Below are 22,627 nucleotides of genomic sequence, written 5' to 3'. Positions count from 1 at the left end.
AATGCCAACAGAAAAATGTCGAATATTGACGATTAATAGTGAGCGTTTACCAATAGCATCGACATATGAAGACATGAGAGGAGAATTTACTATGATGAAGTCAACCGGGATTGTTCGTAAAGTAGATGAACTGGGTCGTGTCGTTATTCCGATCGAATTGCGGCGCACACTGGGTATTGCGGAAAAAGACGCTTTGGAAATTTACGTGGATGGCGAGCGCATTATCCTGAAAAAATACGAGCCTGCGTGCATCTTCTGTGGAAATGCGGATAAAGTATCTCATTTTAAAGGCAAAATCGTGTGCCAGGATTGCCTGAGCGAAATGCCTGTTGTCAAACGCTAAACACAGAACTCCATACGTAGCTGATTTACATACGATATGCCTTCGCACAGGGACAAGCCTTGCGAAGGCTATTTGTATGGCCGGCGTCGTTCGCGGGTCGATCGGCCAAAAAGAAGAAGCCGACCTGGTCCGGTCAGCTTCCTACTCCTTTTACTTGTCTTCCTGGTCGCGGTGGTACTCGTTATACACATCGCGCTTGGGCAAGCCCCGATCGTCTGCCGCCTGCTTGATCGCTTCTTTTTTGCTCAAGCCCTGCCCGCAGTAATGATCGACATGCTGAACAACGCTCAACTGCTGCCACCAGCTGCTTTCCTCTTCTGGTTCGCCCGTGTCCGCGCCTGTGAAGCCTTCGACAATCACGCAAAATTCGCCACGCACTTCGCCACGACCGAGCCATTCCAGCAGTTCATCAAACGTGCCGCGAACAAACTCTTCGTAGCGCTTGGTCAACTCCCGCGCCAACACAGCCCGACGATTCCCCCACGCTTCCCGCATGGCTGCTATCGTCTTTTCGATGCGATGCGGCGCTTCATAAAAAATCAGCGTCTCCGGGTAGCGCTTGAGTCGTTCCAGCTCTTCGCGCCTCTCCTTGTTTTCCCGACCGATAAAGCCGCAAAACACGAATCGGTCTGTCGGCAGCCCCGAGGCGATCAATGCCGTCAGCCCTGCATTTGCGCCTGGCACCGGAACGACGGGGTATCCGGCTGCAACCGCGTCGCGCACAAGCTCAGCCCCTGGATCGGATATCGCCGGAAGCCCGGCATCGCTCACCAGCGCGATCTGTTTTCCTTCCGCCAGCCACTGCAAAAGTCCCTGGCCGCTCGCTTCCTTATTATGTTCGTGATAGCTCACGGTGCGCTTCTCGATTTGAAAATGGTTCAACAGCTTCCTTGTTTGACGCGTATCCTCGCAGGCAATCACGTCAACCGCCCGCAGCGTTTCCAGACAACGAACGGTGATATCATCGAGATTGCCAATCGGGGTTGCCACCAGATACAGGACACCTGTTTCCTCCTGCGCAAAACTGCGCTGTATGTTCATCGCGGCGTCCCTCCAATCAACTGTTCTTTTTGCTTGCGACTCAGCCGTTTGATTCCTTCCTCGCGCTTCAAGCCCCAGGACCGATCAGGCCCTTCCTCCCAAAAGACAAGCGATAACGGCCCGCGCCCTCTGGTGTACTTCGCACCCTTGCCTTCGTTATGCATCGCGAGGCGGCGCCGCAGCTCCGTCGTATAGCCGGTATACAAGGAGCCGTCCGCACAAGCCAGCATGTAGACAAAATGACTCTTATGCGAGGGAATCTCGTCTGCCAAAGTATATTTCCTGCAGTTCTTCACAGTATTCCTCACCGTTTTCATAGACAATCAGCGGCGGCTGAATCCTCAGTTCCGGCTTCCCGCCCTTGCTTCCTTCGATCAGCACCATATTCGGCTCGGCATCCTTGCGCGGGTAAATCAGCCGCATCCGCTTCGGCTCGATACCGTACTGGCGCATCAAGGAAATAATATCGATCAGCCTGGTCGAGCGATGGACGAGAGCGAGCTTGCCGCCGTTTTTCAACAGCTGGCTGCCCACCCGGATGACGTCTTCCAGCGAAAGCAAAATCTCGTGTCGGGCAATCGCAAAATGCTCGCTTCTATTTTTCTCCCCGCTGGTTGCAGGCATATAGGGCGGATTGCACGTAATCAGGTCGAATGTCCCGTGACCGAAAAGGGATACGGCTTCCTTGACATCTCCGTGGTGCATCTCGATCCGGTCCGTCAAGCGGTTGAGCTTCACGTTTCGGCTCGCCATGTCGAACAGCCGCTGCTGAATTTCGATGCCATCAAAACGGGCTTCCGGCGTACGCGTCGTCATAATCAGCGGAATCGCTCCGTTGCCTGTACACATATCGAGCACTCTTCCGCGCTTGGGAACGGACGCAAATCGAGCCAGCAGCACCGCGTCCATCGAAAAACAGAACACCTCATGGCTCTGAATAATTTTCATTTCATGTGTCAATAGATCGTCAATGCGCTCCGCCTCATAGAGCGGCACGTTGATGACTGGTTCCATCCTTTGTACCCTACTCCTTTATTGTGCAGATAAGAATGGATCGGATTCTTATCCAGTATCCGTGCAACGAAGGCTGCGCCACTGGCTTGGCGCAGCCATGTTTTCTCCATCTTGTTTTGGAAAAAGCGACCTGACACGTGGCACAGGTCGCTTTCTCCATGCGGTGATCGCTTGTCACCTTTATTTTTGAGGGCCGCCGCTCAAAAACGAGAGACAGAACAGGCAATCCCCTTCTTTGCGCAGACTGCCGAAATGCACATTGCAGATGTGAAATCCTTCTGCATACAGCCGGGCAAGGTTATCATACCCTTCCCCGACCACGGCTTTTTTCGTTTTCTCCTTGGCGACAGGGTTTGCCCCCTTCTGTTTTACCGGGGAGCCAGTTTTTTTCTTGTCCAGTCGGTTGCGAAGATGCTGGTTTTCAACGAGTAATTGGGCGTTTTCCTCCATCAAAACGACGATGACATCTTTCAACTCACCGATCTCTTTGTACAGGTCCCCAATTCGTTCTTCAATGCTCGCCATCTTGACGAAGATTTCCCGTTTGTCCACTAGCTCACCTCTCCCCTACCCCCACACTTTATTCATAGGTGGGGAGCCCTATCGCAATCTCATCCAAACCGAATTCCGTGATGCGTTTGTCGATCGAAAGCTCCACCTGAACGGACTGATTCAGAACGTTGACGGAAACGACTCGTCCATTTCCCATCGGGGTAGTGACCATTTTGCCGATATCCGGCATTTCATCACGCGTGCTTTCGTAGTTGTCATTCTCGTATTTTAAACAGCACATCAAGCGGCCGCACAGGCCGGAGATCTTTGCTGGATTCAACGAAAGGTTTTGGTCTTTGGCCATTTTAATCGAAACAGGCTCGAAATCGCCGAGAAATGTCGAACAACAAAGCAGCCTGCCACAGGGGCCAATGCCGCCCAACATTTTCGCTTCGTCACGCACCCCGATCTGACGCAGTTCAATGCGCGTACGGAACACGGAAGCGAGGTCTTTTACCAGCTCGCGGAAATCCACTCTGCCGTCTGCGGTAAAATAAAAAATAATCTTGTTGCGGTCAAATGTGTACTCCACATCGACCAGCTTCATATCAAGCTTGTGCTCCTTGATCTTCGTCTGGCATATGGCAAAGGCATTCTTGGCAGCTTGCTTGTTTTCCTCCACTTGCTTTGCATCTTTGTCGTCCGCCATACGAATGACCTTTTTGAGCGGCAATACTACATCGGACTCAGCGACTTGCTTTTTGCCGATGACGACCTTGCCATATTCGACCCCTCTTGCCGTCTCGACGATGACGGTGCAGTCTTTCTCTATCGGCAGTCGGTCAGGGTCGAAGTAATATATTTTGCCCGCTTTTTTAAAGCGGACCCCAACAACCTCATACAAGGGTTATCCCTCCTGGAATTGAAGAACCAACCGCTCAAGAGCCAACTGTGCGTTGGCGTTTCGCTCTATCCGATTTTTCGTATCCATGACCAAATCTATCCCATGCAAGAGCTCAGCTTTTGTCCATACCAGTGCTTGTCCTTGCAGCACATCCTGTTGGTCGCTGTTAATGAGATGGGCATGCCTGCCTACTTGCACATACAGGATATCGCGCAGCCAAAGGATGAGCAAATCTAAAAAGAGGGGTAGTTCCTCTTTGATTTTGTCGCTCTTTTGCAACATATCATGGATGGTGAAGAGCGCAGACGAATGACGCTGTTTGCACTCATGGCTCAATTGTATCACTAGATTTCTTAGCTGTGCAAACGATTCTGATTGGCTGAGTGCCTTGGCCTCTTCCACATTTGTCGTAATGTGGGAGGCAACCTGCGCCAATCCGGCCGTAACCCCATCTGACCGCAGTTGTTCGGCGATCGTTTCCGCAGCCAGTGGCGAGAACGGAACGATCTGGCATCGGGATAAAATCGTCGGGAGGATCGAGTGGCTGTGTTCCGTCAAAAGCAAGGCAAGCACGCCAGCGGGCGGCTCCTCCAAAAACTTCAGCAGACTGTTCGAAGCCTGGATCGTCATTTTGTCGACGTGTTCCACGATATACACCTTGTACGGGGATTCTACCGCACGCATTGCCATTTCTTTTTGCAGCGCACGAATCTGGTCGATTTTGATGGAGGCTCCATCCGGTGTCACAAACAACACATCGGGGTGGTTGCCCCCTTCAATCCGCCTGCATGTAACACAGGCCCCGCAGGCGTCCGCTTCCCTTTCCGGACAAAAAAGGGACTTCGCCAGATGCAGGGCCATCTGCTTTTTGCCTGCTCCCTTCGGACCGGTGAGCAAATAAGCGTGCGCCAGTCTGTTGTTGAGCAGGCTATGGTACAGCAACTCAGAAGCGCGCGGCTGCTGCTGAGAAAACCGGGTCCATGTCATAATGGTTTCACACCCACTAAAAATACAAATTAATCAGCATGCCGCGGATTTCGCCAATCCGGGCCAACAAATCAATCGTCGGCGCCTGATCGCTAAGCAGCTCGTCTGTCAGACGCAACAGTTCGGCATCGACCTGTTTGACGATTTTGTACAGCCTGCTGCGGCCTCGCCGATTCATTCCTCGTCTGTCGTCGAGAGCGACACCGTACTTGACGGCCTCCTCCATGAACTGTTTGACGAGATTTTTATAGGAATAGAAGTCGCGAACCGAGCGGGATCTGGCGAGAATTTGCCCCATCCTGTCAATGTCACCGAGCAGCCGGTTGAGCAGCTCCTGAGACATGCGCTCGTCTTCTCCTTGCATCATCGTGCCAAAATTCAGCTTTTCGAGCTGAGGATTTCTTCGCGAATCCGCAGCTTTTACCATGTCCAGCTTAGGTCTTAGCCCGTCGCCGATTTTCATCACGCCACCCCACAGAACCGATCAGTAGAGGATTTTTCCCCTATGAGATCCAGTATAAACCAAAGCAGCGAAAAAAGAGAGCAGGAACCTGTAGTGGGAAAAAGGATTCATCGCAGAATGACAACTGCGCCCCATTACATCGAAATCAAAACGAGTGGAACTCTCCAACGTCGAGTACAAATACAGCCGCTCCGCCCACCTGCACTTCCACCGGATACGGCATGAACGAATCCACCGCATTGCTGAGAGGGGAAACGGGCGTGACCATTTGTTTGCGGGATTTGCAGTGGTGCGCAATGATGTCGATGACTTCCGGCACGCTTTCGTCAGACGTACCGATCAAAAACGTTGTGTTGCCAGCTCGCAAAAAGCTGCCGGTACTGGCGAGCTTCGTCGCGCGAAAGCCTTTTTTCACCAGCTGTTGAGACAGACGACCACTATCTTTGTCCTGGACGACCGCAACTACCATTTTCATCGGCTATCACCCTTTCCGCTAGAATCAATCCCGCACGGTTTGCTTCATTGTATGAAAAACACGTAAGCTTGGTACGATATATCGCCTATCTATATTATACAGTATGTACCTGTCCATGCGGTAGCGAACCTTACAATCGGGCAAGCAAGGCACGCAATGCCGACTCATACACCTGCTCCAGCGGCTGCTCGGCATCAATGACGACAAAACGCGCCGGCTCTCTTTCCATGACCAGTTGATACCCTTCCCGGACCAGGCGGTGGAAGCGGATGTCTTCCAGATCGAGACGGTTGACTTCCCTCCCGCGCGCTTTGTTGATCCGCGCAAGCCCCGTCTCGGGCTTCACGTCAAAAAACAGCGTCAGCTCTGGCATGCAATCGCCGACGGCAAAGCGATTGATCTCGTACACCGCCTCGATGCCAAGCCCCCGTGCATGGCCCTGATAGGCCAGGCTGCTGTCGATGAAACGGTCGCACAGCACGAGCTTGCCAGCCGCGAGAGCCGGCAGCACTTTTTCCGCCAAATGCTGGCGCCTCGCGGCAGCATACAGCAGCGCTTCCGTCCTCTCGTCCATCTGGGTATGCGCCGGATTCAGGATAATTTCCCGGATTTTCTCCGCAATATCAATACCGCCCGGCTCCCGCGTCAACAATACGTCTACTCCGCGGGCGCGCAGCTCCTCGTACAGCCTCGCGACGACGGTCGACTTGCCCGCTCCTTCGCCGCCTTCTATTGTAATCAATCGGCCTTTTTGTCCTGTTGTCACTTCCATACTCCTTCCGCACCTGCTGTAACAGGCCACATGCTTCCCATCTTTGATTAGCGCACTACCTGGATTGTGAGCAGCCGGTCATCCTGCACCCCGTGAAACCGGGTATGCCCCCTGCGAAGCTCCGCAAGCATCGCCAAGCTTTCCTCATCCATGCGCTCTCCCGGCACCAATACCGGAATGCCTGGCGGATAAGGAATGACCATCTCCGCCGCCACTCGTCCCAACGCCTGCTCCAGCAAAATGGTCTCCCGCGGAAGGTCGACAGCCTCGTGCATCGGCACCGCCTGCTTCCGCACATAATGCGAAGAGACAACGCCGTGCAACAGAATCCGCTCTTCTTCCTGCTTTCCCTCGGGCGAGATCGATTCCAGCAAGCGGGCGAGCGCATCCAGATCCCGTTGAGAGGTTCCCGCAGACGCAGCCAACAGCACGTGCGACTCGTCGGCCAACTCTGGAAAAATACCATGTTTTTCCATTTGTTCCTGCAAAGCAAACCCACTTATCTGTCTGGTTCGCACATGCAAAAACAGCTTCAACGGATCAAACGTCGTGTACACCCGGCTTGCGCTGGGCTGCGGCCACTCCAGCCATTCCATCTTGGCCGTTCGCTCCCGCAGCTTGTCCAACAGCGGCAGCAATCGCTCCCACTCCTCATGAGCCTCCAGCGCCAGATGGCGTCTGGCCAGATCAAGCGAAGCCATCAATACATACGACGGGCTGGACGACTGAAGCATGGCAAGATGCCGAGACAGCCGCTCCCGGTCGATTCGTCCACCCTGCACATGCAGCATGGAGGACATCGTCATGGCCGCAGTCATTTTATGCGTGGACTGTACGGCCGCGTCCGCCCCCGACTGCATCGCCGAGCGGGGAAACGCCGAATGGAAGCCAAAGTGCGCTCCATGCGCTTCGTCTACCAAAAGCGGGATGTCATGCCGATGCACAGTTGCCGCCATTTTCGCCAGGTCGATGCCCATCCCGTAGTACGTAGGATTCGTTACAAATACTGCCTTGGCATCCGGATGCGCTTGCAGGGCCCGCTCCACATCCTCGCGTCTGACGCCAGCCGCCACACCTGTTGCCAAATCAACGGCAGGCACCAAAAATACAGGCGTCGCCCTTGCCAGGATGATTCCGTGAAACACGGATTTATGGCAGTTGCGTTGTACCAATATCTTATCTCCGGGTCGGCAGACCGTCAGGATGAGGGCGATATTGCCCACTGTGCTGCCGCCAATCAAAAATCTCGTCTCTTCGGCCGCAAAAGCCTCCGCAGCCAATGCCTGGGCTTCTGCAATCACGCCCTGGGGCTGGTGCAGGTCGTCGGTTCCGCTGATCTCTGTCAGATCAAGCTCCAGTATGGCTTGAAACCGCTGCTTGGCGTAGCTGTCAAAGCTGTGCCCCATCTTGTGACCCGGCACATGAAACGGATGCGGGCGATGCCTCGCGTGCCGCTCCAGCTGTTCATACAGGGGCGCACGCTTTTGCCGCTCCCGAAATTCAGCATTTCTCGTAAGCACGCGCGACTCACGTCCTTTGTCATGAATTCCTCATTATTTTAGCACGATTTGACAAGGGAATAACGGAATTTCGCCAAGCTTTTTGGCCATGAAAAAAGACACCGGGAATGCCGATGCCTTTTTCCGTCACGCATCTTTTCGCAGCCAAATACGTCTCATCTGGTGGATAAAAAACGGATACTTCTCGTCCTGGACGTCGGTATTGACCATTTCCTGTTCGCATTTCTGACAAATAAACTGCTCGCAAATGGCGATTCCGTCATTCTGCTCCTGTTCACAGACGATACATCGCTGAGCAACTTTTTCCATAGTGAAAACGCCTGCCCTTTTCCTCAATCTACCAACCATTATACCCCATTATAAGCCACGTCATTCCCAAACGTTCGTCTTTTCGCCGACAGCTCGGTACCCTTGGCAGAAGAGCCGGGCTTCTTGGGCGGGAAAACAGGAGGCGGCATCAATAATCAGGGATTGCCGCATCGTACGTGCCAGCTCTTGCAAGGAAAGCTCGGCAACCACCCCCAGCTCGGCACCGACCACCAGCAAATCGGCATCCTGCACAGCAACCTTCCAGGAATCGCAACGGATCCAATCCGGGCGAGCCTCGTTCGGGTTGGGCTTGTCCTTCCCCGTGTAGACAGCAATCTCCCTACCAGCCAGCCAGCCTTGGGGCATTTTGTCCCACAAGTCTTCCGGGCCGATCAGCGCGATTCGTTCTATGTTCGCTTTTTGCAGGACGTGCTGGCACTCCCGCAGGAGCCACGCACGGACAAGCGAATGATCCTGACACCCGGAAACGAGCCAGCCCTGGCCGATGCGCGTATCCAGCCCCAACGCCCGGGACACCTGCATGAGCGATACGCCTTGGGCGTCACACACCTCGCCCATCTCCCAATAAAACTGCTCCTTCCATGCCAGGTAACGGGGGAGTTGGCGAATCGCTTCATCGATTTCCCGTCGGCTGCACACCATGGAGATTTTACCGTGTTCAGCGAGGAGTCGGCGAAGAAAACGCAGCCGCTGGCCGGCCGGATCGCCTCCAAGCAGCACCCGTTCTTTTCCCGACCACAGGCTCATCCGCACCACTTCGCACGGCAGCTGGCTACTCTCACACGCTGTCGCCAGCTCATCTGCCCAAGCATAGGGCACGTCCTCCCCAAAGACAAGCAGCAAAACGGCGCTGTCTTCCTGACGCAAGCCGCTTCTGTAGATTTCCCGCAGGTGACCGTCATCGCCATTTCTCGTCAGCAGAAGTCCGTCCGCCCCTGTCGTGGATATCCCCGTGTTCGCGACGACCAAATCGATTCCGCATTCTTTGAGCGAATCGCCCCATCGGTATACGATTTGCTCAGAAGCAGCCCATAACGTCAAACGCTGCTGGCGCAATTGTCCTCCTCCTCTGCCTTGGCGACATGCTTTGCCGCCTCTTTCGTGCCCCATCACGGCCGATCCCATTTCATTCCTTTTTTATCGTTCCCATAAACCGCTTGCCCATCACAGAATCGGCTCCGTTCGCCCAAAGCTTTCTGTACAGGCGTCGACCAAAAAAGCCGCCAGTCCGGCAATGGACCAACGGCTTGTCCGTATAAGGGATTGGCTTTCTCAAGATTTGCGACTGTGCGATAATGATGAACAGAACAGAAAACCAGCGTGATCGCGATCGCGACATCCATACTCGTTTCGACAACCAGTCCGCAAAGGAAGTGACGTTTTCATGAAAGGACATGCCCCGCACACATTTTACAGCTACAAGCTGCTCTACCGTTTTCGCTGGGGGCTGACCGGGTACTTGTTTCAGCTCTTGTTGATCGGCCTGTCCCTGATCGGCAGCTCCACGCTGTTGCAGGTTCCCGTCGCCTCGCTCGTCGTCACGCTGGCGATCCTGCCCGTTATTCCGATCTGCCACCTGCTCATTTTTCGGCTTTTCGCCCGACTGCGCGCGCACAAGCCACGAACAACCGCCGACATGCTCGTCTCTCCCTGGTGGGGGGCAGGGTATTCGCTTCCCGTCCCGCTGTCCGTTTATCGGGCCAGCGAATACACGGTGCTGTTCGGCAGCGCCCTCATTGCGGCCGGGGCGTACGTATGGCTTTCGGCCGGCTATGGACTGACTTTGCTGGGCGGTGTCGTCATCGTAGCGCTGCCGCGTATGCTGGCTCTGGCCGCTTCGTATCGCCAGCCCAGCGGAAGCCGGGTCAAATACGAGTACCGCGGCGTTGCCTTTTTACAAACAGATGGGTAACCAATCGTCAAGACATGATCCACAGCTTAATGGCGATCAAGGCAGCAAGTCCTGGCAGGCGGAGAAATCCGGCGACCAAAGCGGTGACCGGGTTGATCGGAATGTGGAAGCTGGCCAGCTCGCCAACCAGATTGGTAAAAAACAGCAGAATGGCGCCAATGACGACTTGCATGACTCCAAATCCGATCCATCTGATCGGATTGGTGCCAGACTTGCTTGCCGCTATCATAAGCAAAATCCCGACAATAAATAGCGCGATGATCCAGCCTGTAGCCATGAACGCCCCTCCTACGCGTGCTTGCGATGCCGCTCTCGTTTTGCCTGCGCCAGCAAATACATATACCGCTTTTCCGTAACGTGCAAATAGTAAATAGCATCCTCCAAACCGCCATCCGGTTCGCTGACTTCGACGAGATGGCGGGCATGCTGCCAATCCTCACGGGCCTGATTCACGGCTACATCCAGACTTTCGGCATCCCAGTCGATGACAACCCGCTCCTTTTTCCCCCACCTGCTCACCTGTAGACCCTCCTTTAGTGGAAATAATACAAAACTCCCGTCATATTGTTCACCGCATGCAGCAAGATCGCTCCCCAGATCGACTGGTAGCGGTGCCGGACAAAGCCCAGCAAGAGCCCGATCACAAACAGCGGCGCAAACAACGCCACGTCCATATGCAAAAGAGCAAACCAGAAGCTGCTGAGGACAATGCCTGCGACTGCTCCCACGCGCCGAACCAGATAAGTCTGGATGACACCGCGAAACAACATTTCCTCTGCGATCGGCACCATGATTCCGATGACCACAAGCGAAGCCAGCGCCGCCAGCATATCGGTATCCTTGGCCGAAACAATCTCCTTTTCAATCTGCTGCTCTCTCTCCGAAGACAGCGAGAGTCCGAGCCAGTCAGCCAGCGGATTGGTCACCAGCACGTCCAGCAACAGCACAATCATCAGGAACAGCGCCAGCAGCAAGACGAGCATTTGCTTGATCCGAACGGGACGGCACACCCCGATTTCCCCGAGTCGCCCGCGAAACCACAGCGGGATCAGGATGAGCAGAAACAATTGAAAGACAGCCGACTCCAATGTGCCCGCAACCGTTCCGACAGCAAATAGCGAGTCTTCCAGCAGGAAGCCGTACACGATCAGCACAACCGTCTGAAACACGTGCATCCACGCTACAATGTGCACCACATCGTTGCCTGTCAGCCCGTTATTTCCCCACAGCCACAGCGTCTGCCTGCTTTCGCGCGCGAGGCCGTAAAGAAAGCCGACGGCTGCGATGAGGCTAAGCACGGCGACCCCAAAAACAAGCAGCCCTACCCATGTCTCCGGCTGGTCTGTCGTGGAAGCAATCCACCTGCCGTCCTCTCCGCGAGAAAAGCGAATCATGGAAAACTCGGCCGCAAACATCAGCCAATACCCGATAAACAGCATGATCGCCCACGGCGTAGACTTTTGTCGCCCAGCCCAACTCGCAAGCGACGGTCCTGGTCCTGTCAGCATTTCCTCACGCTCCTACTTCACTCTATGTCTCGTCCACGCAAAAAAGTCCGCCTTCTTCCTGCGATTTCTTGAATGTACAGGCAGCAGACTCCCAGATACGCACCCATGCTTTTGCCCGTATCAAAACGAATCTGCTGCGGCGCCTGAATCGTCAGCGCCATGCGAATACCCGGCAAGGTGCCCTTTCTCGCCCAAACGAAAAAAAGACAGGCAGTTCCCCCGTCTTCTTTTTCCTTATAGATCGCGCCTGCCTTCCAACGCTTTGCTCAAGGTAACCTCGTCCGCGTATTCCAGGTCTCCGCCTACCGGCAAGCCGTGGGCGATTCGCGTTACGCGAATTCCGAACGGCTTGATGAGCCGCGAGATGTACATCGCCGTGGCCTCCCCTTCGATGTTCGGATTGGTGGCGAGGATCACTTCCTTCACCTGTTCATCGCCCAGGCGCTTCAGCAGATCAGGAATGCGGATATCCTCCGGGCCGATGCCGTCCATCGGGGAGATTGCGCCGTGCAGCACGTGATAATAGCCTTCGAACTCTTTCGTCTTTTCCATCGCCACGACATCGCGCGGTTCCTGGACCACGCAAATGATCGAGCCGTCGCGGCGCTTGTCCCGGCAAATGTGGCACGGGTCAATGTCGGTAATGTTGTTGCAGACCGAGCAATAGTGAAGCTGACGCTTGGCGTTGACCAACGCCTTTGCCAGATCGAGCACGTCGTCTTCTTTCATGTTCAGTACAAAAAAAGCAAGCCGCCCAGCGGTCTTGGGACCAATGCCGGGCAGTTTCATAAAGCCTTCGATCAGCTTGGAGACCGGTTCTGGATAGAACATCGCGAATACCTCTTTTCCTGCCCGAATTTAGAACAGGCCCGGGATGTTCATGCCTCCGGTGAATTTGCCCATTTCTTTGGCCATCATTTCATCGGCTTTGCGCAGGGCGTCATTCACGGCTGTCAGCACCAGATCTTGCAGCATTTCCACATCTTCCGGGTCAACGACTTCCGGCTTGATGACGATGTCTTTGACTTGCTTGTGTCCATCGGCCTTGACGATGACCGCGCCGCCGCCTGCAGAACCTTCCACGATTTTGTCCTTCAGCGCTTCTTGCGTTTTTTGCATTTCTTCCTGCATTTTCTTCACTTGCTTCATCATTTGTTGCATTTGCTGCATGTTTTTCATTCAGGTATCCTCCCTATACATACGTTTTGACTGGCTAGTCTTTTACTTCTATGAGTTCTTCCCCTACAAGCCTGATCGCCTCTGCCAGGAACGGATCTTCCTGCTCTGTGACCGGGTCTTCCTTTTGTCCCGCCTGCTGATCAATGCCTTGCCACTCTTCCTCCATGACCGATAACAGCTGCAACGGCCTGCCCAGTACCGTAGACATGACCCGCTCCACGACGCCCTTCAACTCAGGCTCCATCGTTTTCTCACAATGGATCGCGCTGGAAAAAGTGACGATAACCGCATCGTTCCCGGCAGCCACAGGCTGACCGTTGACCAGCCACGCCTGATACTGGATTTTGATCTTTTTCAGCTCGGTTAAAATCTGGCTCCACTGCCCCCGAACCTGTCTGGTCAAATTCTCATCCAGCGCCTTGGCCACTTCCCTGACGCGATTGAGCGGCGTTCGCGAACTGCCTGCTGCCGCGGCCAACACGCGTCTCGGCTCGCTTTTGCGCGGCTCTTCGGCCCTTTGCTGAACAGGCAGGCTGACTTGACCTTGCAGCACCTGATTCAGCCGCTGCTCCAAGGCGCTGAGCCGCGTTGCCATGGCTGTCAGCTCCTCGCTGCTGACCGCTGGCGCCGTTCCGCTTGCCGCCGCTACCTGGGCGTTTGGCTGGCACAGCTTCACCAATGTCAGCTCCACGAGAACCCGCGCATACGTCGACCATTTTAACTGGGACAGCGCCTGGTTGCACGTCTCGATCGCCGCATACAGCGCTGGCAAGGAATACAGCTTGGCAACCTCCTGAAACTGGTCGTCGATCATGGTTCGCTCGATAATCTCCTCCAGTTGGGGAGCTGTCTTGAGCAACAGCATGTCGCGATAATAGTAGAGAAAATCGTGCAGAAACTGCTCCGGGTCTTTTCCTTGCACCATGACCCGATCAAATTGCTCCATCACCTGTGCAACATCGTTTTGGGCAATCGATCGCGCGAGGACGGAAAAATACGATTGGGCCACCGTACCCGTAATCTGCATGATATCGCTGGCGCGAACCTCGTCCTTGCTGTAGCTGATTGCCTGGTCCAGCAAGCTCAGCGCGTCACGTGCCCCGCCCTCTGCCATCTTGGCCACCAGCTGCAAGGCCTGCTCTTCGACCTTGACTCCTTGCGACTCGCAAATCCGCTGCAGGAGATTGACCATCACTTTTAACGGAATCCGGTGAAAATCGAAGCGCTGGCAGCGGGAGATAATCGTCGCCGGCAGCTTGTGCGGCTCTGTCGTCGCCAAAATAAAGAGGACGTGGGAAGGCGGCTCCTCCAGCGTTTTCAACAGGGCGTTGAATGCCTCTGTCGTCAGCATATGCACCTCGTCAATGATGTACACCTTGTACCTGACGTCGCTCGGAGCAAACTTCACCTTATCGCGAATATCCCGGATTTCCTCGACCCCGCGGTTGGAGGCGGCGTCGATCTCCAGCACATCCGTTACAGAACCAGTGGTGATCGCTTTGCATGTCTCGCATTGATTACAAGGCTCGCCATCCATCGGCTGCTCGCAGTTCACTGCCTTCGCCATAATTTTGGCCGCACTTGTCTTGCCCGTACCTCGGGGACCGTTGAACAAATAGGCATGAGAAAGCCTATTTTCGCGTAACGCATTACGCAAGGTTATCGTCACATGTTCTTGTCCGACTACATCCTGAAACGTCTGCGGCCGGTATACGCGGTATAGCGCGGTATAAGCCATGTTCGTGTGACACTCCCCATCTGCACAGTCCTCATCCATATCTTATTTATTATACACGATTGGTATCGTTCGCACAAAGAAAACGCCCCGTTCACCAGTGTACGGGACGCTTTTGCGGGAACAGGACCTTTACAGATACGGCAGCATGATATGAAAGGTCGTCCCATACCCTTTGGACGACACACGAATCTGACCGCCGATGTCGTGAATGATTTTTTGGCAGACAGACAAGCCAAGCCCTGTCCCTTCTTCTTTTGTCGTAAAAAACGGATCGAAAATTTTGTCGATAATGTAGAGCGGAATCCCTGGCCCTGTATCGTGGATGTCGATGCTCATCCTGTCTCCGTCCTGGTCGAGATGATGGGAAATGTGCAAGGTTCCCTGCTCGCCCATCGCTTCGATTCCGTTTTTGCATATGTTGATGAATACTTGCTTGAGCAGCTCGGTATCGCCCACTACCATCGGCAACTTGCCGCGAGAGGTGAACCGGACTTCGATTCCGTACAAGAGAGCCTGCGACTCGACGATTGGCATGATTTCGTCAAAAACCGTATTGAGGTCGACCATCGCATATTGAATATCGCGCGGTTTGCTCAGCAGCAAAAACTCGCTGACTAGCGAATTGATCCGATTGATTTCCGTCAGCATGATTTCTGTATACGTCTTTTCCCGATCCATGCCGCTGTCGGTAAACGACTTGAGAAACATCTGCAAAAAACCTTTGATGGAGGTCAACGGATTGCGAATCTCATGGGCGGTGCCGGCGGCGATCTGCCCGATCATCGCCAATCGCTCGTTCCGCTCGATTTTTTGCTCAAAGGAACGCAGGTTGGTAATGTCTTTAAACAGGATAAAGGCTCCGACGGTTTTGCCTGACTCATCCTGTAGCGTATGGGCGTCGACGATCAGCTCATAGCGCTGATTGTCATTCGTCCAGGACGTCGCGACATTTTGCAGCTTCACGCCTTCCAGAAGCTCCTTTTTAATCAGCCGATGCGGCTCGGGAATCCCGCTGAATACTTCATCGACGTGCTTGTTGATGACATGGAGCCGCTCCATTCCCAAAAGCTTGCAGGCTGTCTGGCTGGCCTCGATAATACGCGCATGCTCATCGAGAATAAACAACCCCATGCTGGTATCGTAGGTCAGCTTGGTCATGAGCCGCTGAGACAGGACCTGATCGGTTTCTTTCGCCAATTGGAAAAAGTGAACCAAATACAAGGGATTCTCTGCTTGCTGAACCAGTATCATCACAGGCGTCTTCCTGCTTTTCCCCTGTTTGTCGCGCCATTCTACTTCCACATTCGCTCCCGTTTCCTCTTCTTTTTGCAAAAGCTCCTCATACAACTGCTCCATGGAACCTTGGTAGGGGAGGATGGTCGCTACGGGCTGCTTGATGAGCTGATCGCGTGAATATCCGGTAACACGAAGCAGTTGTTCGTTTACTTCCACGATACTACCCGATTGATTCACCAATAAAACGGCAGTAGGCAGTTGATGCATGAACCGCTGCAATCGTCCGGACGAGCCAACGAGATGTAACGAAAAAGGTGCACTCACAGCTTGTCCCTCCTGGCCTATGACGTACTTCATGAACAAAGAAACCCATGGCATTTTTTCTCAACTATATATGAAACTTCGTGAAAAAAAGCGCAACACCTGCCCTCGAAGGCACAACTGACCGGAGAAATGTTTCGCTAGTGCTCGTCAAATTCCAACAAAAAATATATCGATCGGCAAATAAAAAAGCATGCTTCCGATCCGGAAACATGCGTGAGTATTTCATGTAGGTACCGTGCACCTATCTTCGATAATTCTTATCCAAGCGTTACTTATGGCCGCAGCTCAGGGCAGGCCACCCTGCGGCACACGCGATGATCCACTTATGGCTGCTTCCTTCCGGACCTGACCAGGTTCATGGGTTCGCGTTGCACAGGACCCGCCCCTCAACACCGCCGCCATAAGGCAGCCTCACATAAGAAAACCTAGGATAGGAATTCAACCCTGCTGTTGCGGATTGCAGGTTACAGGGCACCGCAACCTCCCCGTCTAGCACGGTACGATTAGAATACCAAAGATACGAGCGGATAGCAAGGTGAAAAGCCATCCAATGCTAGGTCGCGGTATTTTCTTTTCCCATACGGTCCCTGGAGTCGGTCGTCTCTGGCACCTGAATGGCCCCGCTCAGATAGGCCCTTTGAAAAATGGCGACGATGGCCGGATCGAACTGGGTTCCTTTGCAGCGCATGATTTCCTCATATGCCTCTTTTGCCGACATGGCATGACGGTAGGAACGCGTCGAGGTCATCGCATCAAACGTATCCGCGACTGCCAGAATTCGACCAATCAGCGGGATCATTTCCCCCTTCAACTGGTGGGGATAGCCTTTTCCATCCCAGCGCTCATGATGATGCCGGATGCCCGGACTGACATGGGCCAGACTCTCAATCTGCTCGACGATATCGGCCCCAATCGAAGGATGCCGCTTCATGAATTCGTACTCCTCGAAGGTGAGCTTGCCGGACTTCAATAGCACGTGATCGGGAATCGCCACTTTGCCAATATCGTGCATCAGACCGGCATAGCGCAAATCATCACGGGTAAATCCAAGCTGCTCCCTGTCCTTCATATGATCGTAAATGATTAGTGCATAGTGGGTGACTCTCTCTGTGTGCCCGGCCGTATAAGGGTCCTTCATCTCCACCGCCAGATAAAAGCTGCGGACAATCTGATCCAGCCCTTTTTGGGAATATTCCCGCTCCCGTTCGATCAGCGACTGCATCTGGGCGGCCATCATGTTGAACTTTTTTTCCAGGAACGTAATCTCTTGCATGCCTTCAATCGGGACGCGTATGGAAAAATCGCCTTTTACCAACGCATCGGTAGCGTCCACCAGCGTGTAGATTGGCTTGCCGATCCAGCGGGAAATGCGGTGCGCCACGTAACCGGAGAAGATCACCACCAGGCAGATCGTCCCCCACAAAATCATTTTCATCCGTTCCAGCCGATTGGCGATATCTTGATCGGGCAGCCATTCCACATAGGTGATCCCGCTCGTTGGCGAAGTCTGATGGTACGCATAAACACTCTCGTTCACGATAGGGACAGAGACTACTTTTTTCTCTTCCGAAGCGATTACGCGCTTGTGCAGATTGTCGTATTTGGACACAGCGAAAATACTTTTCCCGATCATCTCCCTGTCAGGGTGAATCAGGATTTTTCCGGAAGGCAGCAACACCATCAGGTTGTTGTACTTGGCAATCGGGCTGTTGTTCGCCCACTGGGCCAACTCGTCCAGGTTCATCTCTACCAGCAACAGACCAGATAAGGCATCGCCGTGACCTTCCACTCGCTGCGAAAAAAACAACGATTTCGGGTCTGCGTTTGCATCCGTGCGACTGAACAGCCAAATCCGGCTGTCTCCGGTCCCCCACGGCTCTTTTTGCAGCTTCAGCGACCGTTGCGTCTCTTCCCGGCCATCCTGCCGCCAGGAGATGACCTGCCCATCATCGCGCAAAAAATGCACATTGCGAATCAGATCGCGAAAGTAGGTGAAATGGGCGAAGGCATACCGTATCTTGCTTTGTTGAGCTTCCCACTCGCTTGCGGCGAGAGGGTCCAGTCGATCCTCCCGGGACTTGGGCATTGACAATCGCAAGACCGGATCGTTTGCCAGCTGATTCATGTCGTGTTGGATCGTCTGAAAAAGCGTATTCAGCCGCCTGTCAACAGAATCAAGATGCCCCCCCATGCTTGTCTCGTATTGTTCGAAAACCGCCTTCTGCGCCTCCTGATAGAAGAGAAAGCAGATGAGCAGGATGGGGAACAGGCTCAGCAATAAAAAGGTTGCAAATAATCGGTCTTTCAACTTCAATAACACAAGCCTCCCCCTTTTCTCCTGGTTGATCGCTTCTGCCGTTCGATATGCTTCTTTTGTATCCTTATCCCTATTACCGCACTAGGACAAAACGTAAACCTTTGTTTTACCATATCTGGCTTCCTCTCTTTAGACAAACAGCGGAAAATAGCGATTTTGCTCGCCTATCGAAACTGCAAGTGGCAGGCTTCTCCCAATCCTGCCGGGAAATGCGTACGCTATCCTCCTCCTGCGTAGACAAAAAACCCGTCCTTCGGCAGAAAAATTCTGCACGGGACGGGTTTCATCGTTCGCTGCTCTCTCGTTCCATCGTCAGCGAGGCTGTATTTGGAACCTGGTTCCTTTGTCTTTTCCATACCGTATATCCGTAATAGCTGATCGCGGCCAGAATCACAAGCCCCGCCGCGACGACGACGAGCGTTTGATTGAGCATGCCCACAACGGCATGAAGTCGTTCGACGTTGTTGCCCATCAGGTTGCCGGCGAAAAACAAAATCAGTGTCCAGACAAGCCCGGTCGTGTAGGAAAACAGGGCGTAACGGCGAAACGTCATCTTTCCGATCCCCACCAGATACGGAACCACATGCCGGACGACAGGCAAAAAGTAGCTAATGCACAAGGCGTAGCTGCCGTACCGATCCAGTAGCGCTTGCGCCCGATCGACGTACCGGTTCATGCCCTTTTTCTTGCCGAGCCAGTTCAGCACCGGGGCACCGAGCCATCTGCCCAGCACGTATCCGAGCGACAGACCGGAGACGACCCCCAGATAAGTCGCTACAAATGCCGGAAAAACATGCAGGATCCCAAGCGAGGTCAACACGCCCGCAGACAGGACAATCGCTTCATCCGGGATCGGCATCCCGACAATTCCCAGCCATAACAGGAAAAACAGAGCCAAATACCCAAACTGACCAACCGATTCGGTCAGCATATCCACAATCATCGCTTCCCCCTCCTATCCGGCCAGCTACCCGTGCCCTTTTCGGCACATGTAGACAAATGCCGGCGGCAGATTGAGCGGAACCAGCTTCACAGTCATGTCTTCAAAGACAGCGGACAGCTGCTTTTTCATCTGGAGCGAATACTGGAAGGTGACAAATACCCCGCCTGGCTTCAGGGCAGAATACACTTCGGCCATGATTTGATCGCGCAGCTCCTGCGGAAAGTTGGCAAAGGGCAACCCTGACACGATACAGTCAGCCTGGCCCAAACCGGCTTCGTCCAGAACACGGGTCAAATCGACCGCATCCTCGTGAAACAACACGTGAGGAAATTGCTGTTTTAGCCTTTCGCGCATGCTGCTCTCTTTTTCAAAAGAAACCAGAGTAGCCTCCGGCCGCTTCATCTGCTCGATCCAGGTAGTAAAAATCCCTGTGCCCGCGCCCAACTCGACAATCGTATGGGCCTGGCTCCAGTCAATCGGCTTCATCATCTGCTTTGCCAATGCGCGGGAGCTAGGTGTAATGCTGCCTACTTGCCCAGGTGACTGCAAAAAGGTATAGAAAAACATCAGCCGGTCCTTGATGCTACCCGGATGATGACAATCGATCATCATGTAAGACGCTCCCTTCGTCGTTTCCTTCCCTCTCATCCTTTTCTCCCTACTATAACAGTAAACGTTTGGAAGTCAAAATACCTCCGTCTGGAGTCGGATTTACCGATCACGCTTTTGATGGTTACCATCAGGCAGCTTTGTGGGTTACAATGGGTTCAACAAGATCATTCGTCACACAAGACGAGGAGGACTATTCCATGGATTATCGAGGGGTAAAAGCAATTACGCACGCCAGCACATTTTTTGCACCTTTTTTGGTGCCCATCGTCGTCTGGCTGCTGGTGCAAGAACGCGATGCAAAAGGGATAGCTCTCCAGGCTTTGCTCTTCCATCTGTTCATGAGCATTCTTATCAGCATTTCCTGGTTTTTGTCCTGGGTGCTGATCGGAATTCCGTTTTTGATCGTATTTGGCTTGATGGCGATTTACTACCCGATCAAAGGGATCATTTACTCCCTGCAAGGCCGACCGTTCCGGTACCCGATCATCGGTTCGCTCGTGGGGTAAGCCAGTCCGTGTTTCCCATGCAAAAAAAAAAAGGCCAACGCCCGTTCGGGATCGCTGGTCTTTTTGCCATATAACCTTCTTTTGTTTTAGGAACGGGAGCCAACGGTAAAACGTTGGTTCAGGTGTTTCGGATCTTCGATTTCATCGAGAACCGCAATGGCATAGTCCGCGTAGCTCACATAGCTTTGTCCGCTGCTGTTTACCAGCAGGTGATCTTTTCCCAGTCGGTAGGTGCCTGTTCTCTCGCCATCCGGATCGAAAAAGGCGGACGGACTGATAAAGGTCCATTGAATCCCTTCGGTGGCTTGCAAGATGCGAAGGTTCTCTCCCTGATTTTGCGCTGTCGCGAGATACGCCTCTGGAAAATCGGGTGTTTCTAGCAATCGCGTCGTTTTCGCTTCGTCGACAAACAAGCTTCCTGCTCCGCCAACCACGAGCAACCGTGTCGCAGGAGCGCCTTTCATCGCTTCGATCAAAACGTTGCCCGCCTCGACATGCAGGTGTTCTTGGCCAGCCGGAGCGTTGAACGCGTTCACAACCGCGTCAAAGCCCTCCACGTCTGCGGCTGTCAACGCAAAAACATCCTTCTCCCGTACAGCCACATTCGGCTCGTCGATTTTGGACGCGTCGCGGACGATGGCCGTTACTTGATGCCCGCGATCCAGTGCTTCCTTCATAATCCGTTTACCTGCTTTACCGCTTGCGCCTACAATGGCAATTTTCATCGTTTGGTTCCCTCCACGGTTATAGAATGAGTAGCCAAGAGTGTGACTAGGATACGATAGACCACTTTTGTTGTAACAAAACAAGTTACATCTAACACAAAAAAATGATGGCGTGACTTGCTTGCCTTGTTGTAATCATTTTAGTTACAACGAGTCCGAATGTCAATTCCGTTTTTTCCTTTCCACATGAAAGGCATCTGCCTCGCCTGGGATACAACCGTACGCTGTTGGCAGCTTCAGTGTTGCCCGGATGCAGCAGATGCCTTGTTTCTCATCATCGCTTTTGTTTGGTCGGTCCTTGCCAGGTAATTATTCCACCCTGGAGGTGTGCCATGTGCGCAACGCCGTGTTTTTTCAAGATTTTGGCTGCTTGCTTGCTACGCAGCCCGGTCCGGCAATAGAGCAAAATGTCGTTTTTGGGCGAAATCTCCTTCACTCTCTTGTTCAGTTGGGAGAGAGGGATGTTAACGGCCGTAGGAATGTGCCCGTTTTTGAATTCATGCGGCTCGCGCACATCAATCAGCATCACTCTGCTTTTCTGGTTCATCCGCTCCTTGAATTGCTCTGCCCGCAAATTTTCCAGCCCTTTGACGGGCATGAAGCGGGAGATCAAATACCAGGTGGTCAACGCATAGGCGATGATAAGCAAAATCGTCGTGAGGTCCATGAGAACATCCTTCCTAAGTGATTTAGCGACTTTTTACCAAAAGCTCTACCGCTTCTTTTACCATCTTGCTCGTGTCGCCGCCGTTCGCCTGCTCCTCCAGCAGGCAGTGCTGCAAATTCTCTGCGACGATCTGCGCAATGGCCTTGTCAGACGCGTTGCGCACAGCAGACAACTGGGCGACGACTTCCTTGCAGCTTTTCTGCTCGTCCATCATTTTCAACACGCCGCGGATTTGTCCTTCAATTTTGCGCAAACGTCTTTTGATATCGTTACCGTAGTGGTAATCCATGGGAAGTCCCCTCCTGCTCTTACGTTATCGGATTTATACATATACCCCTAGATGTATCGTGGTATGTGCAGAGGTTTTCTTTGTCAACAGGGATTCATTTTGGATTATGGCAGGGGGCTTTTTCGGGTGCGAAACTAGTTGTTGCGGGGCTTATTTTTGCAGGAGATGAAGAAACCAAAAATGACCCAACGGATTTTTCCGTTGAGCCACTTTGTAAGCGGAGAGAGTGGGATTCGAACCCACGCACGCCTCACGACGCCTAACGCATTTCGAGTGCGTCCCCTTATGACCACTTGGGTATCTCTCCATATTGGTTTGTCAGAAACATTA

General features: G+C 53.4%; 28 protein-coding genes, 1 tRNA gene and 1 other RNA gene. 3 read left to right on the top strand and 27 right to left on the bottom strand.

The features are described from left to right. Positions 1 to 91: 91 nt before the first annotated feature. Positions 92 to 343, top strand: coding sequence for an AbrB/MazE/SpoVT family DNA-binding domain-containing protein (locus ACTHO6_RS15645; RefSeq protein ID WP_055746082.1), 252 nt, complete (start codon positions 92 to 94; stop codon positions 341 to 343). Positions 344 to 493: 150 nt separating this feature from the next. On the opposite strand, the gene rsmI is transcribed toward ACTHO6_RS15645, so the two are convergent. The 12 genes from rsmI to ACTHO6_RS15585 form a co-directional block, all read right to left on the bottom strand. After that, the gene (gene rsmI / locus ACTHO6_RS15640) at positions 494 to 1,384 is read right to left on the bottom strand and encodes a 16S rRNA (cytidine(1402)-2'-O)-methyltransferase (protein ID WP_440242713.1); all 891 of its coding nucleotides are present in this window, start codon (positions 1,382 to 1,384) and stop codon (positions 494 to 496) included. Then, the gene (locus tag ACTHO6_RS15635) at positions 1,381 to 1,656 is read right to left on the bottom strand and encodes a GIY-YIG nuclease family protein (RefSeq protein ID WP_440242712.1); all 276 of its coding nucleotides are present in this window, start codon (positions 1,654 to 1,656) and stop codon (positions 1,381 to 1,383) included. Before ACTHO6_RS15635 ends, rsmI begins: the two co-directional genes overlap by 4 nt. After that, positions 1,631 to 2,398 carry a tRNA1(Val) (adenine(37)-N6)-methyltransferase gene (locus tag ACTHO6_RS15630; protein ID WP_440242711.1) on the bottom strand — a complete coding sequence of 256 codons (768 nt, stop codon included), beginning with the start codon at positions 2,396 to 2,398 and terminating at the stop codon, positions 1,631 to 1,633. The genes ACTHO6_RS15635 and ACTHO6_RS15630 overlap by 26 nt, the downstream gene beginning before the upstream one ends. 180 nt (positions 2,399 to 2,578) lie before the next feature. Further along, the gene (gene yabA, locus ACTHO6_RS15625; protein ID WP_440242710.1) at positions 2,579 to 2,950 is read right to left on the bottom strand and encodes a DNA replication initiation control protein YabA; all 372 of its coding nucleotides are present in this window, start codon (positions 2,948 to 2,950) and stop codon (positions 2,579 to 2,581) included. Between the two features lie 28 nt (positions 2,951 to 2,978). Further along, complete coding sequence (locus tag ACTHO6_RS15620; RefSeq protein ID WP_440242709.1) at positions 2,979 to 3,794, bottom strand: PSP1 domain-containing protein; 816 nt, start codon at positions 3,792 to 3,794, stop codon at positions 2,979 to 2,981. A 3-nt stretch (positions 3,795 to 3,797) separates the two neighbouring features. Then, positions 3,798 to 4,781, bottom strand: coding sequence for a DNA polymerase III subunit delta' (gene holB, locus ACTHO6_RS15615; RefSeq protein ID WP_440242708.1), 984 nt, complete (start codon positions 4,779 to 4,781; stop codon positions 3,798 to 3,800). Between the two features lie 16 nt (positions 4,782 to 4,797). Then, positions 4,798 to 5,244 carry a YaaR family protein gene (locus tag ACTHO6_RS15610; RefSeq protein ID WP_440242707.1) on the bottom strand — a complete coding sequence of 149 codons (447 nt, stop codon included), beginning with the start codon at positions 5,242 to 5,244 and terminating at the stop codon, positions 4,798 to 4,800. 145 nt (positions 5,245 to 5,389) lie between these two features. Further along, positions 5,390 to 5,719: a cyclic-di-AMP receptor gene (locus ACTHO6_RS15605; protein WP_440242706.1), complete on the bottom strand. Its 330-nt coding sequence runs from the start codon at positions 5,717 to 5,719 to the stop codon at positions 5,390 to 5,392. Between the two features lie 130 nt (positions 5,720 to 5,849). Further along, on the bottom strand, positions 5,850 to 6,491 hold the full coding sequence (gene tmk / locus ACTHO6_RS15600) for a dTMP kinase (protein WP_440242705.1): 642 nt from the start codon (positions 6,489 to 6,491) through the stop codon (positions 5,850 to 5,852). Positions 6,492 to 6,538: 47 nt separating this feature from the next. Continuing rightward, complete coding sequence (locus tag ACTHO6_RS15595; protein WP_440242704.1) at positions 6,539 to 8,011, bottom strand: aminotransferase class I/II-fold pyridoxal phosphate-dependent enzyme; 1,473 nt, start codon at positions 8,009 to 8,011, stop codon at positions 6,539 to 6,541. Between the two features lie 126 nt (positions 8,012 to 8,137). Then, entirely contained in the window at positions 8,138 to 8,320 is a 183-nt protein-coding gene (locus ACTHO6_RS15590; RefSeq protein ID WP_005830511.1) for a sigma factor G inhibitor Gin, read from the bottom strand. A 60-nt stretch (positions 8,321 to 8,380) separates the two neighbouring features. Continuing rightward, positions 8,381 to 9,397, bottom strand: coding sequence for a hypothetical protein (locus ACTHO6_RS15585; RefSeq protein ID WP_440242703.1), 1,017 nt, complete (start codon positions 9,395 to 9,397; stop codon positions 8,381 to 8,383). Between the two features lie 328 nt (positions 9,398 to 9,725). Between ACTHO6_RS15585 and ACTHO6_RS15580 the strand changes: the two genes are divergently transcribed. Next, the gene (locus ACTHO6_RS15580; protein ID WP_440242702.1) at positions 9,726 to 10,253 is read left to right on the top strand and encodes a hypothetical protein; all 528 of its coding nucleotides are present in this window, start codon (positions 9,726 to 9,728) and stop codon (positions 10,251 to 10,253) included. A 7-nt stretch (positions 10,254 to 10,260) separates the two neighbouring features. Here ACTHO6_RS15580 and ACTHO6_RS15575 read toward each other — a convergent pair whose 3' ends face one another. The 11 genes from ACTHO6_RS15575 to ACTHO6_RS15525 all read right to left on the bottom strand — a co-directional run bounded on the left by ACTHO6_RS15575 (position 10,261) and on the right by ACTHO6_RS15525 (position 20,110). Next, positions 10,261 to 10,530, bottom strand: coding sequence for a pro-sigmaK processing inhibitor BofA family protein (locus ACTHO6_RS15575; RefSeq protein ID WP_440242701.1), 270 nt, complete (start codon positions 10,528 to 10,530; stop codon positions 10,261 to 10,263). An 11-nt stretch (positions 10,531 to 10,541) separates the two neighbouring features. Further along, positions 10,542 to 10,772 (bottom strand): DUF2508 family protein, encoded by a 231-nt coding sequence (locus ACTHO6_RS15570; RefSeq protein ID WP_440242700.1) that lies wholly within the window; start codon positions 10,770 to 10,772, stop codon positions 10,542 to 10,544. Between the two features lie 14 nt (positions 10,773 to 10,786). Further along, entirely contained in the window at positions 10,787 to 11,761 is a 975-nt protein-coding gene (locus ACTHO6_RS15565) for a lysostaphin resistance A-like protein (RefSeq protein ID WP_440242699.1), read from the bottom strand. A 234-nt stretch (positions 11,762 to 11,995) separates the two neighbouring features. After that, positions 11,996 to 12,592 (bottom strand): recombination mediator RecR, encoded by a 597-nt coding sequence (recR, locus tag ACTHO6_RS15560; RefSeq protein ID WP_440242698.1) that lies wholly within the window; start codon positions 12,590 to 12,592, stop codon positions 11,996 to 11,998. 27 nt (positions 12,593 to 12,619) lie between these two features. Beyond that, positions 12,620 to 12,931 (bottom strand): YbaB/EbfC family nucleoid-associated protein, encoded by a 312-nt coding sequence (locus ACTHO6_RS15555; protein ID WP_440242757.1) that lies wholly within the window; start codon positions 12,929 to 12,931, stop codon positions 12,620 to 12,622. A gap of 43 nt (positions 12,932 to 12,974) precedes the next feature. After that, positions 12,975 to 14,678, bottom strand: coding sequence for a DNA polymerase III subunit gamma/tau (gene dnaX, locus ACTHO6_RS15550; protein ID WP_440242697.1), 1,704 nt, complete (start codon positions 14,676 to 14,678; stop codon positions 12,975 to 12,977). A 129-nt stretch (positions 14,679 to 14,807) separates the two neighbouring features. After that, positions 14,808 to 16,238 (bottom strand): PAS domain-containing sensor histidine kinase, encoded by a 1,431-nt coding sequence (locus ACTHO6_RS15545; RefSeq protein ID WP_440242696.1) that lies wholly within the window; start codon positions 16,236 to 16,238, stop codon positions 14,808 to 14,810. 233 nt (positions 16,239 to 16,471) lie between these two features. Beyond that, positions 16,472 to 16,736: signal recognition particle sRNA large type (gene ffs, locus ACTHO6_RS15540), an RNA gene on the bottom strand. Positions 16,737 to 16,791: 55 nt separating this feature from the next. Continuing rightward, a complete protein-coding gene (locus tag ACTHO6_RS15535; protein ID WP_440242695.1) occupies positions 16,792 to 18,558 on the bottom strand; it encodes an HD domain-containing phosphohydrolase in 1,767 nt (588 codons plus the stop codon). 280 nt (positions 18,559 to 18,838) lie between these two features. After that, positions 18,839 to 19,498 (bottom strand): DedA family protein, encoded by a 660-nt coding sequence (locus tag ACTHO6_RS15530; protein ID WP_440242694.1) that lies wholly within the window; start codon positions 19,496 to 19,498, stop codon positions 18,839 to 18,841. Between the two features lie 24 nt (positions 19,499 to 19,522). After that, the gene (locus ACTHO6_RS15525) at positions 19,523 to 20,110 is read right to left on the bottom strand and encodes a class I SAM-dependent methyltransferase (RefSeq protein ID WP_440242756.1); all 588 of its coding nucleotides are present in this window, start codon (positions 20,108 to 20,110) and stop codon (positions 19,523 to 19,525) included. A 197-nt stretch (positions 20,111 to 20,307) separates the two neighbouring features. Here ACTHO6_RS15525 and ACTHO6_RS15520 point away from each other — a divergent pair, with 197 nt between their 5' ends. Then, positions 20,308 to 20,616 carry a DUF4870 domain-containing protein gene (locus ACTHO6_RS15520; RefSeq protein WP_440242693.1) on the top strand — a complete coding sequence of 103 codons (309 nt, stop codon included), beginning with the start codon at positions 20,308 to 20,310 and terminating at the stop codon, positions 20,614 to 20,616. 86 nt (positions 20,617 to 20,702) lie between these two features. Here the strand turns inward: ACTHO6_RS15520 and ACTHO6_RS15515 are convergent, their stop codons facing one another. From ACTHO6_RS15515 to ACTHO6_RS15500, 4 genes are all read right to left on the bottom strand, one after another. Beyond that, positions 20,703 to 21,341: an NAD(P)-dependent oxidoreductase gene (locus ACTHO6_RS15515; protein WP_440242692.1), complete on the bottom strand. Its 639-nt coding sequence runs from the start codon at positions 21,339 to 21,341 to the stop codon at positions 20,703 to 20,705. A 274-nt stretch (positions 21,342 to 21,615) separates the two neighbouring features. Then, entirely contained in the window at positions 21,616 to 22,008 is a 393-nt protein-coding gene (locus tag ACTHO6_RS15510) for a rhodanese-like domain-containing protein (protein WP_440242691.1), read from the bottom strand. 22 nt (positions 22,009 to 22,030) lie between these two features. Then, positions 22,031 to 22,297: a metal-sensitive transcriptional regulator gene (locus tag ACTHO6_RS15505; protein WP_440242690.1), complete on the bottom strand. Its 267-nt coding sequence runs from the start codon at positions 22,295 to 22,297 to the stop codon at positions 22,031 to 22,033. Positions 22,298 to 22,515: 218 nt separating this feature from the next. After that, a tRNA-Ser gene (locus ACTHO6_RS15500) sits at positions 22,516 to 22,604 on the bottom strand. Positions 22,605 to 22,627 lie beyond the last annotated feature (23 nt).

It is taken from the genome of Brevibacillus sp. SAFN-007a (assembly GCF_051967035.1).
Taxonomy (GTDB): domain Bacteria; phylum Bacillota; class Bacilli; order Brevibacillales; family Brevibacillaceae; genus Brevibacillus.
This window is presented reverse-complemented; position numbering and strand designations above follow the sequence as displayed.

Bases quoted from the DNA above. Each gene is read 5' to 3' on its own strand.
- ACTHO6_RS15575 (WP_440242701.1), bottom strand. From the start codon at position 10,530: ATGGCTACAGGCTGGATCATCGCGCTATTTATTGTCGGGATTTTGCTT.
- ACTHO6_RS15580 (WP_440242702.1), top strand. From the start codon at position 9,726: ATGAAAGGACATGCCCCGCACACATTTTACAGCTACAAGCTGCTCTAC.
- ACTHO6_RS15520 (WP_440242693.1), top strand. From the start codon at position 20,308: ATGGATTATCGAGGGGTAAAAGCAATTACGCACGCCAGCACATTTTTT.
- rsmI (WP_440242713.1), bottom strand. From the start codon at position 1,384: ATGAACATACAGCGCAGTTTTGCGCAGGAGGAAACAGGTGTCCTGTAT.
- dnaX (WP_440242697.1), bottom strand. From the start codon at position 14,678: ATGGCTTATACCGCGCTATACCGCGTATACCGGCCGCAGACGTTTCAG.
- ACTHO6_RS15510 (WP_440242691.1), bottom strand. From the start codon at position 22,008: ATGGACCTCACGACGATTTTGCTTATCATCGCCTATGCGTTGACCACC.
- ACTHO6_RS15610 (WP_440242707.1), bottom strand. From the start codon at position 5,244: ATGAAAATCGGCGACGGGCTAAGACCTAAGCTGGACATGGTAAAAGCT.
- ACTHO6_RS15630 (WP_440242711.1), bottom strand. From the start codon at position 2,398: ATGGAACCAGTCATCAACGTGCCGCTCTATGAGGCGGAGCGCATTGAC.
- recR (WP_440242698.1), bottom strand. From the start codon at position 12,592: ATGTTCTATCCAGAACCGGTCTCCAAGCTGATCGAAGGCTTTATGAAA.
- ACTHO6_RS15605 (WP_440242706.1), bottom strand. From the start codon at position 5,719: ATGAAAATGGTAGTTGCGGTCGTCCAGGACAAAGATAGTGGTCGTCTG.
- ACTHO6_RS15525 (WP_440242756.1), bottom strand. From the start codon at position 20,110: ATGATGATCGATTGTCATCATCCGGGTAGCATCAAGGACCGGCTGATG.
- ACTHO6_RS15555 (WP_440242757.1), bottom strand. From the start codon at position 12,931: ATGCAGCAAATGCAACAAATGATGAAGCAAGTGAAGAAAATGCAGGAA.
- ACTHO6_RS15530 (WP_440242694.1), bottom strand. From the start codon at position 19,498: ATGATTGTGGATATGCTGACCGAATCGGTTGGTCAGTTTGGGTATTTG.
- ACTHO6_RS15565 (WP_440242699.1), bottom strand. From the start codon at position 11,761: ATGCTGACAGGACCAGGACCGTCGCTTGCGAGTTGGGCTGGGCGACAA.
- ACTHO6_RS15505 (WP_440242690.1), bottom strand. From the start codon at position 22,297: ATGGATTACCACTACGGTAACGATATCAAAAGACGTTTGCGCAAAATT.
- holB (WP_440242708.1), bottom strand. From the start codon at position 4,781: ATGACATGGACCCGGTTTTCTCAGCAGCAGCCGCGCGCTTCTGAGTTG.
- ACTHO6_RS15590 (WP_005830511.1), bottom strand. From the start codon at position 8,320: ATGGAAAAAGTTGCTCAGCGATGTATCGTCTGTGAACAGGAGCAGAAT.
- tmk (WP_440242705.1), bottom strand. From the start codon at position 6,491: ATGGAAGTGACAACAGGACAAAAAGGCCGATTGATTACAATAGAAGGC.
- ACTHO6_RS15645 (WP_055746082.1), top strand. From the start codon at position 92: ATGATGAAGTCAACCGGGATTGTTCGTAAAGTAGATGAACTGGGTCGT.
- ACTHO6_RS15515 (WP_440242692.1), bottom strand. From the start codon at position 21,341: ATGAAAATTGCCATTGTAGGCGCAAGCGGTAAAGCAGGTAAACGGATT.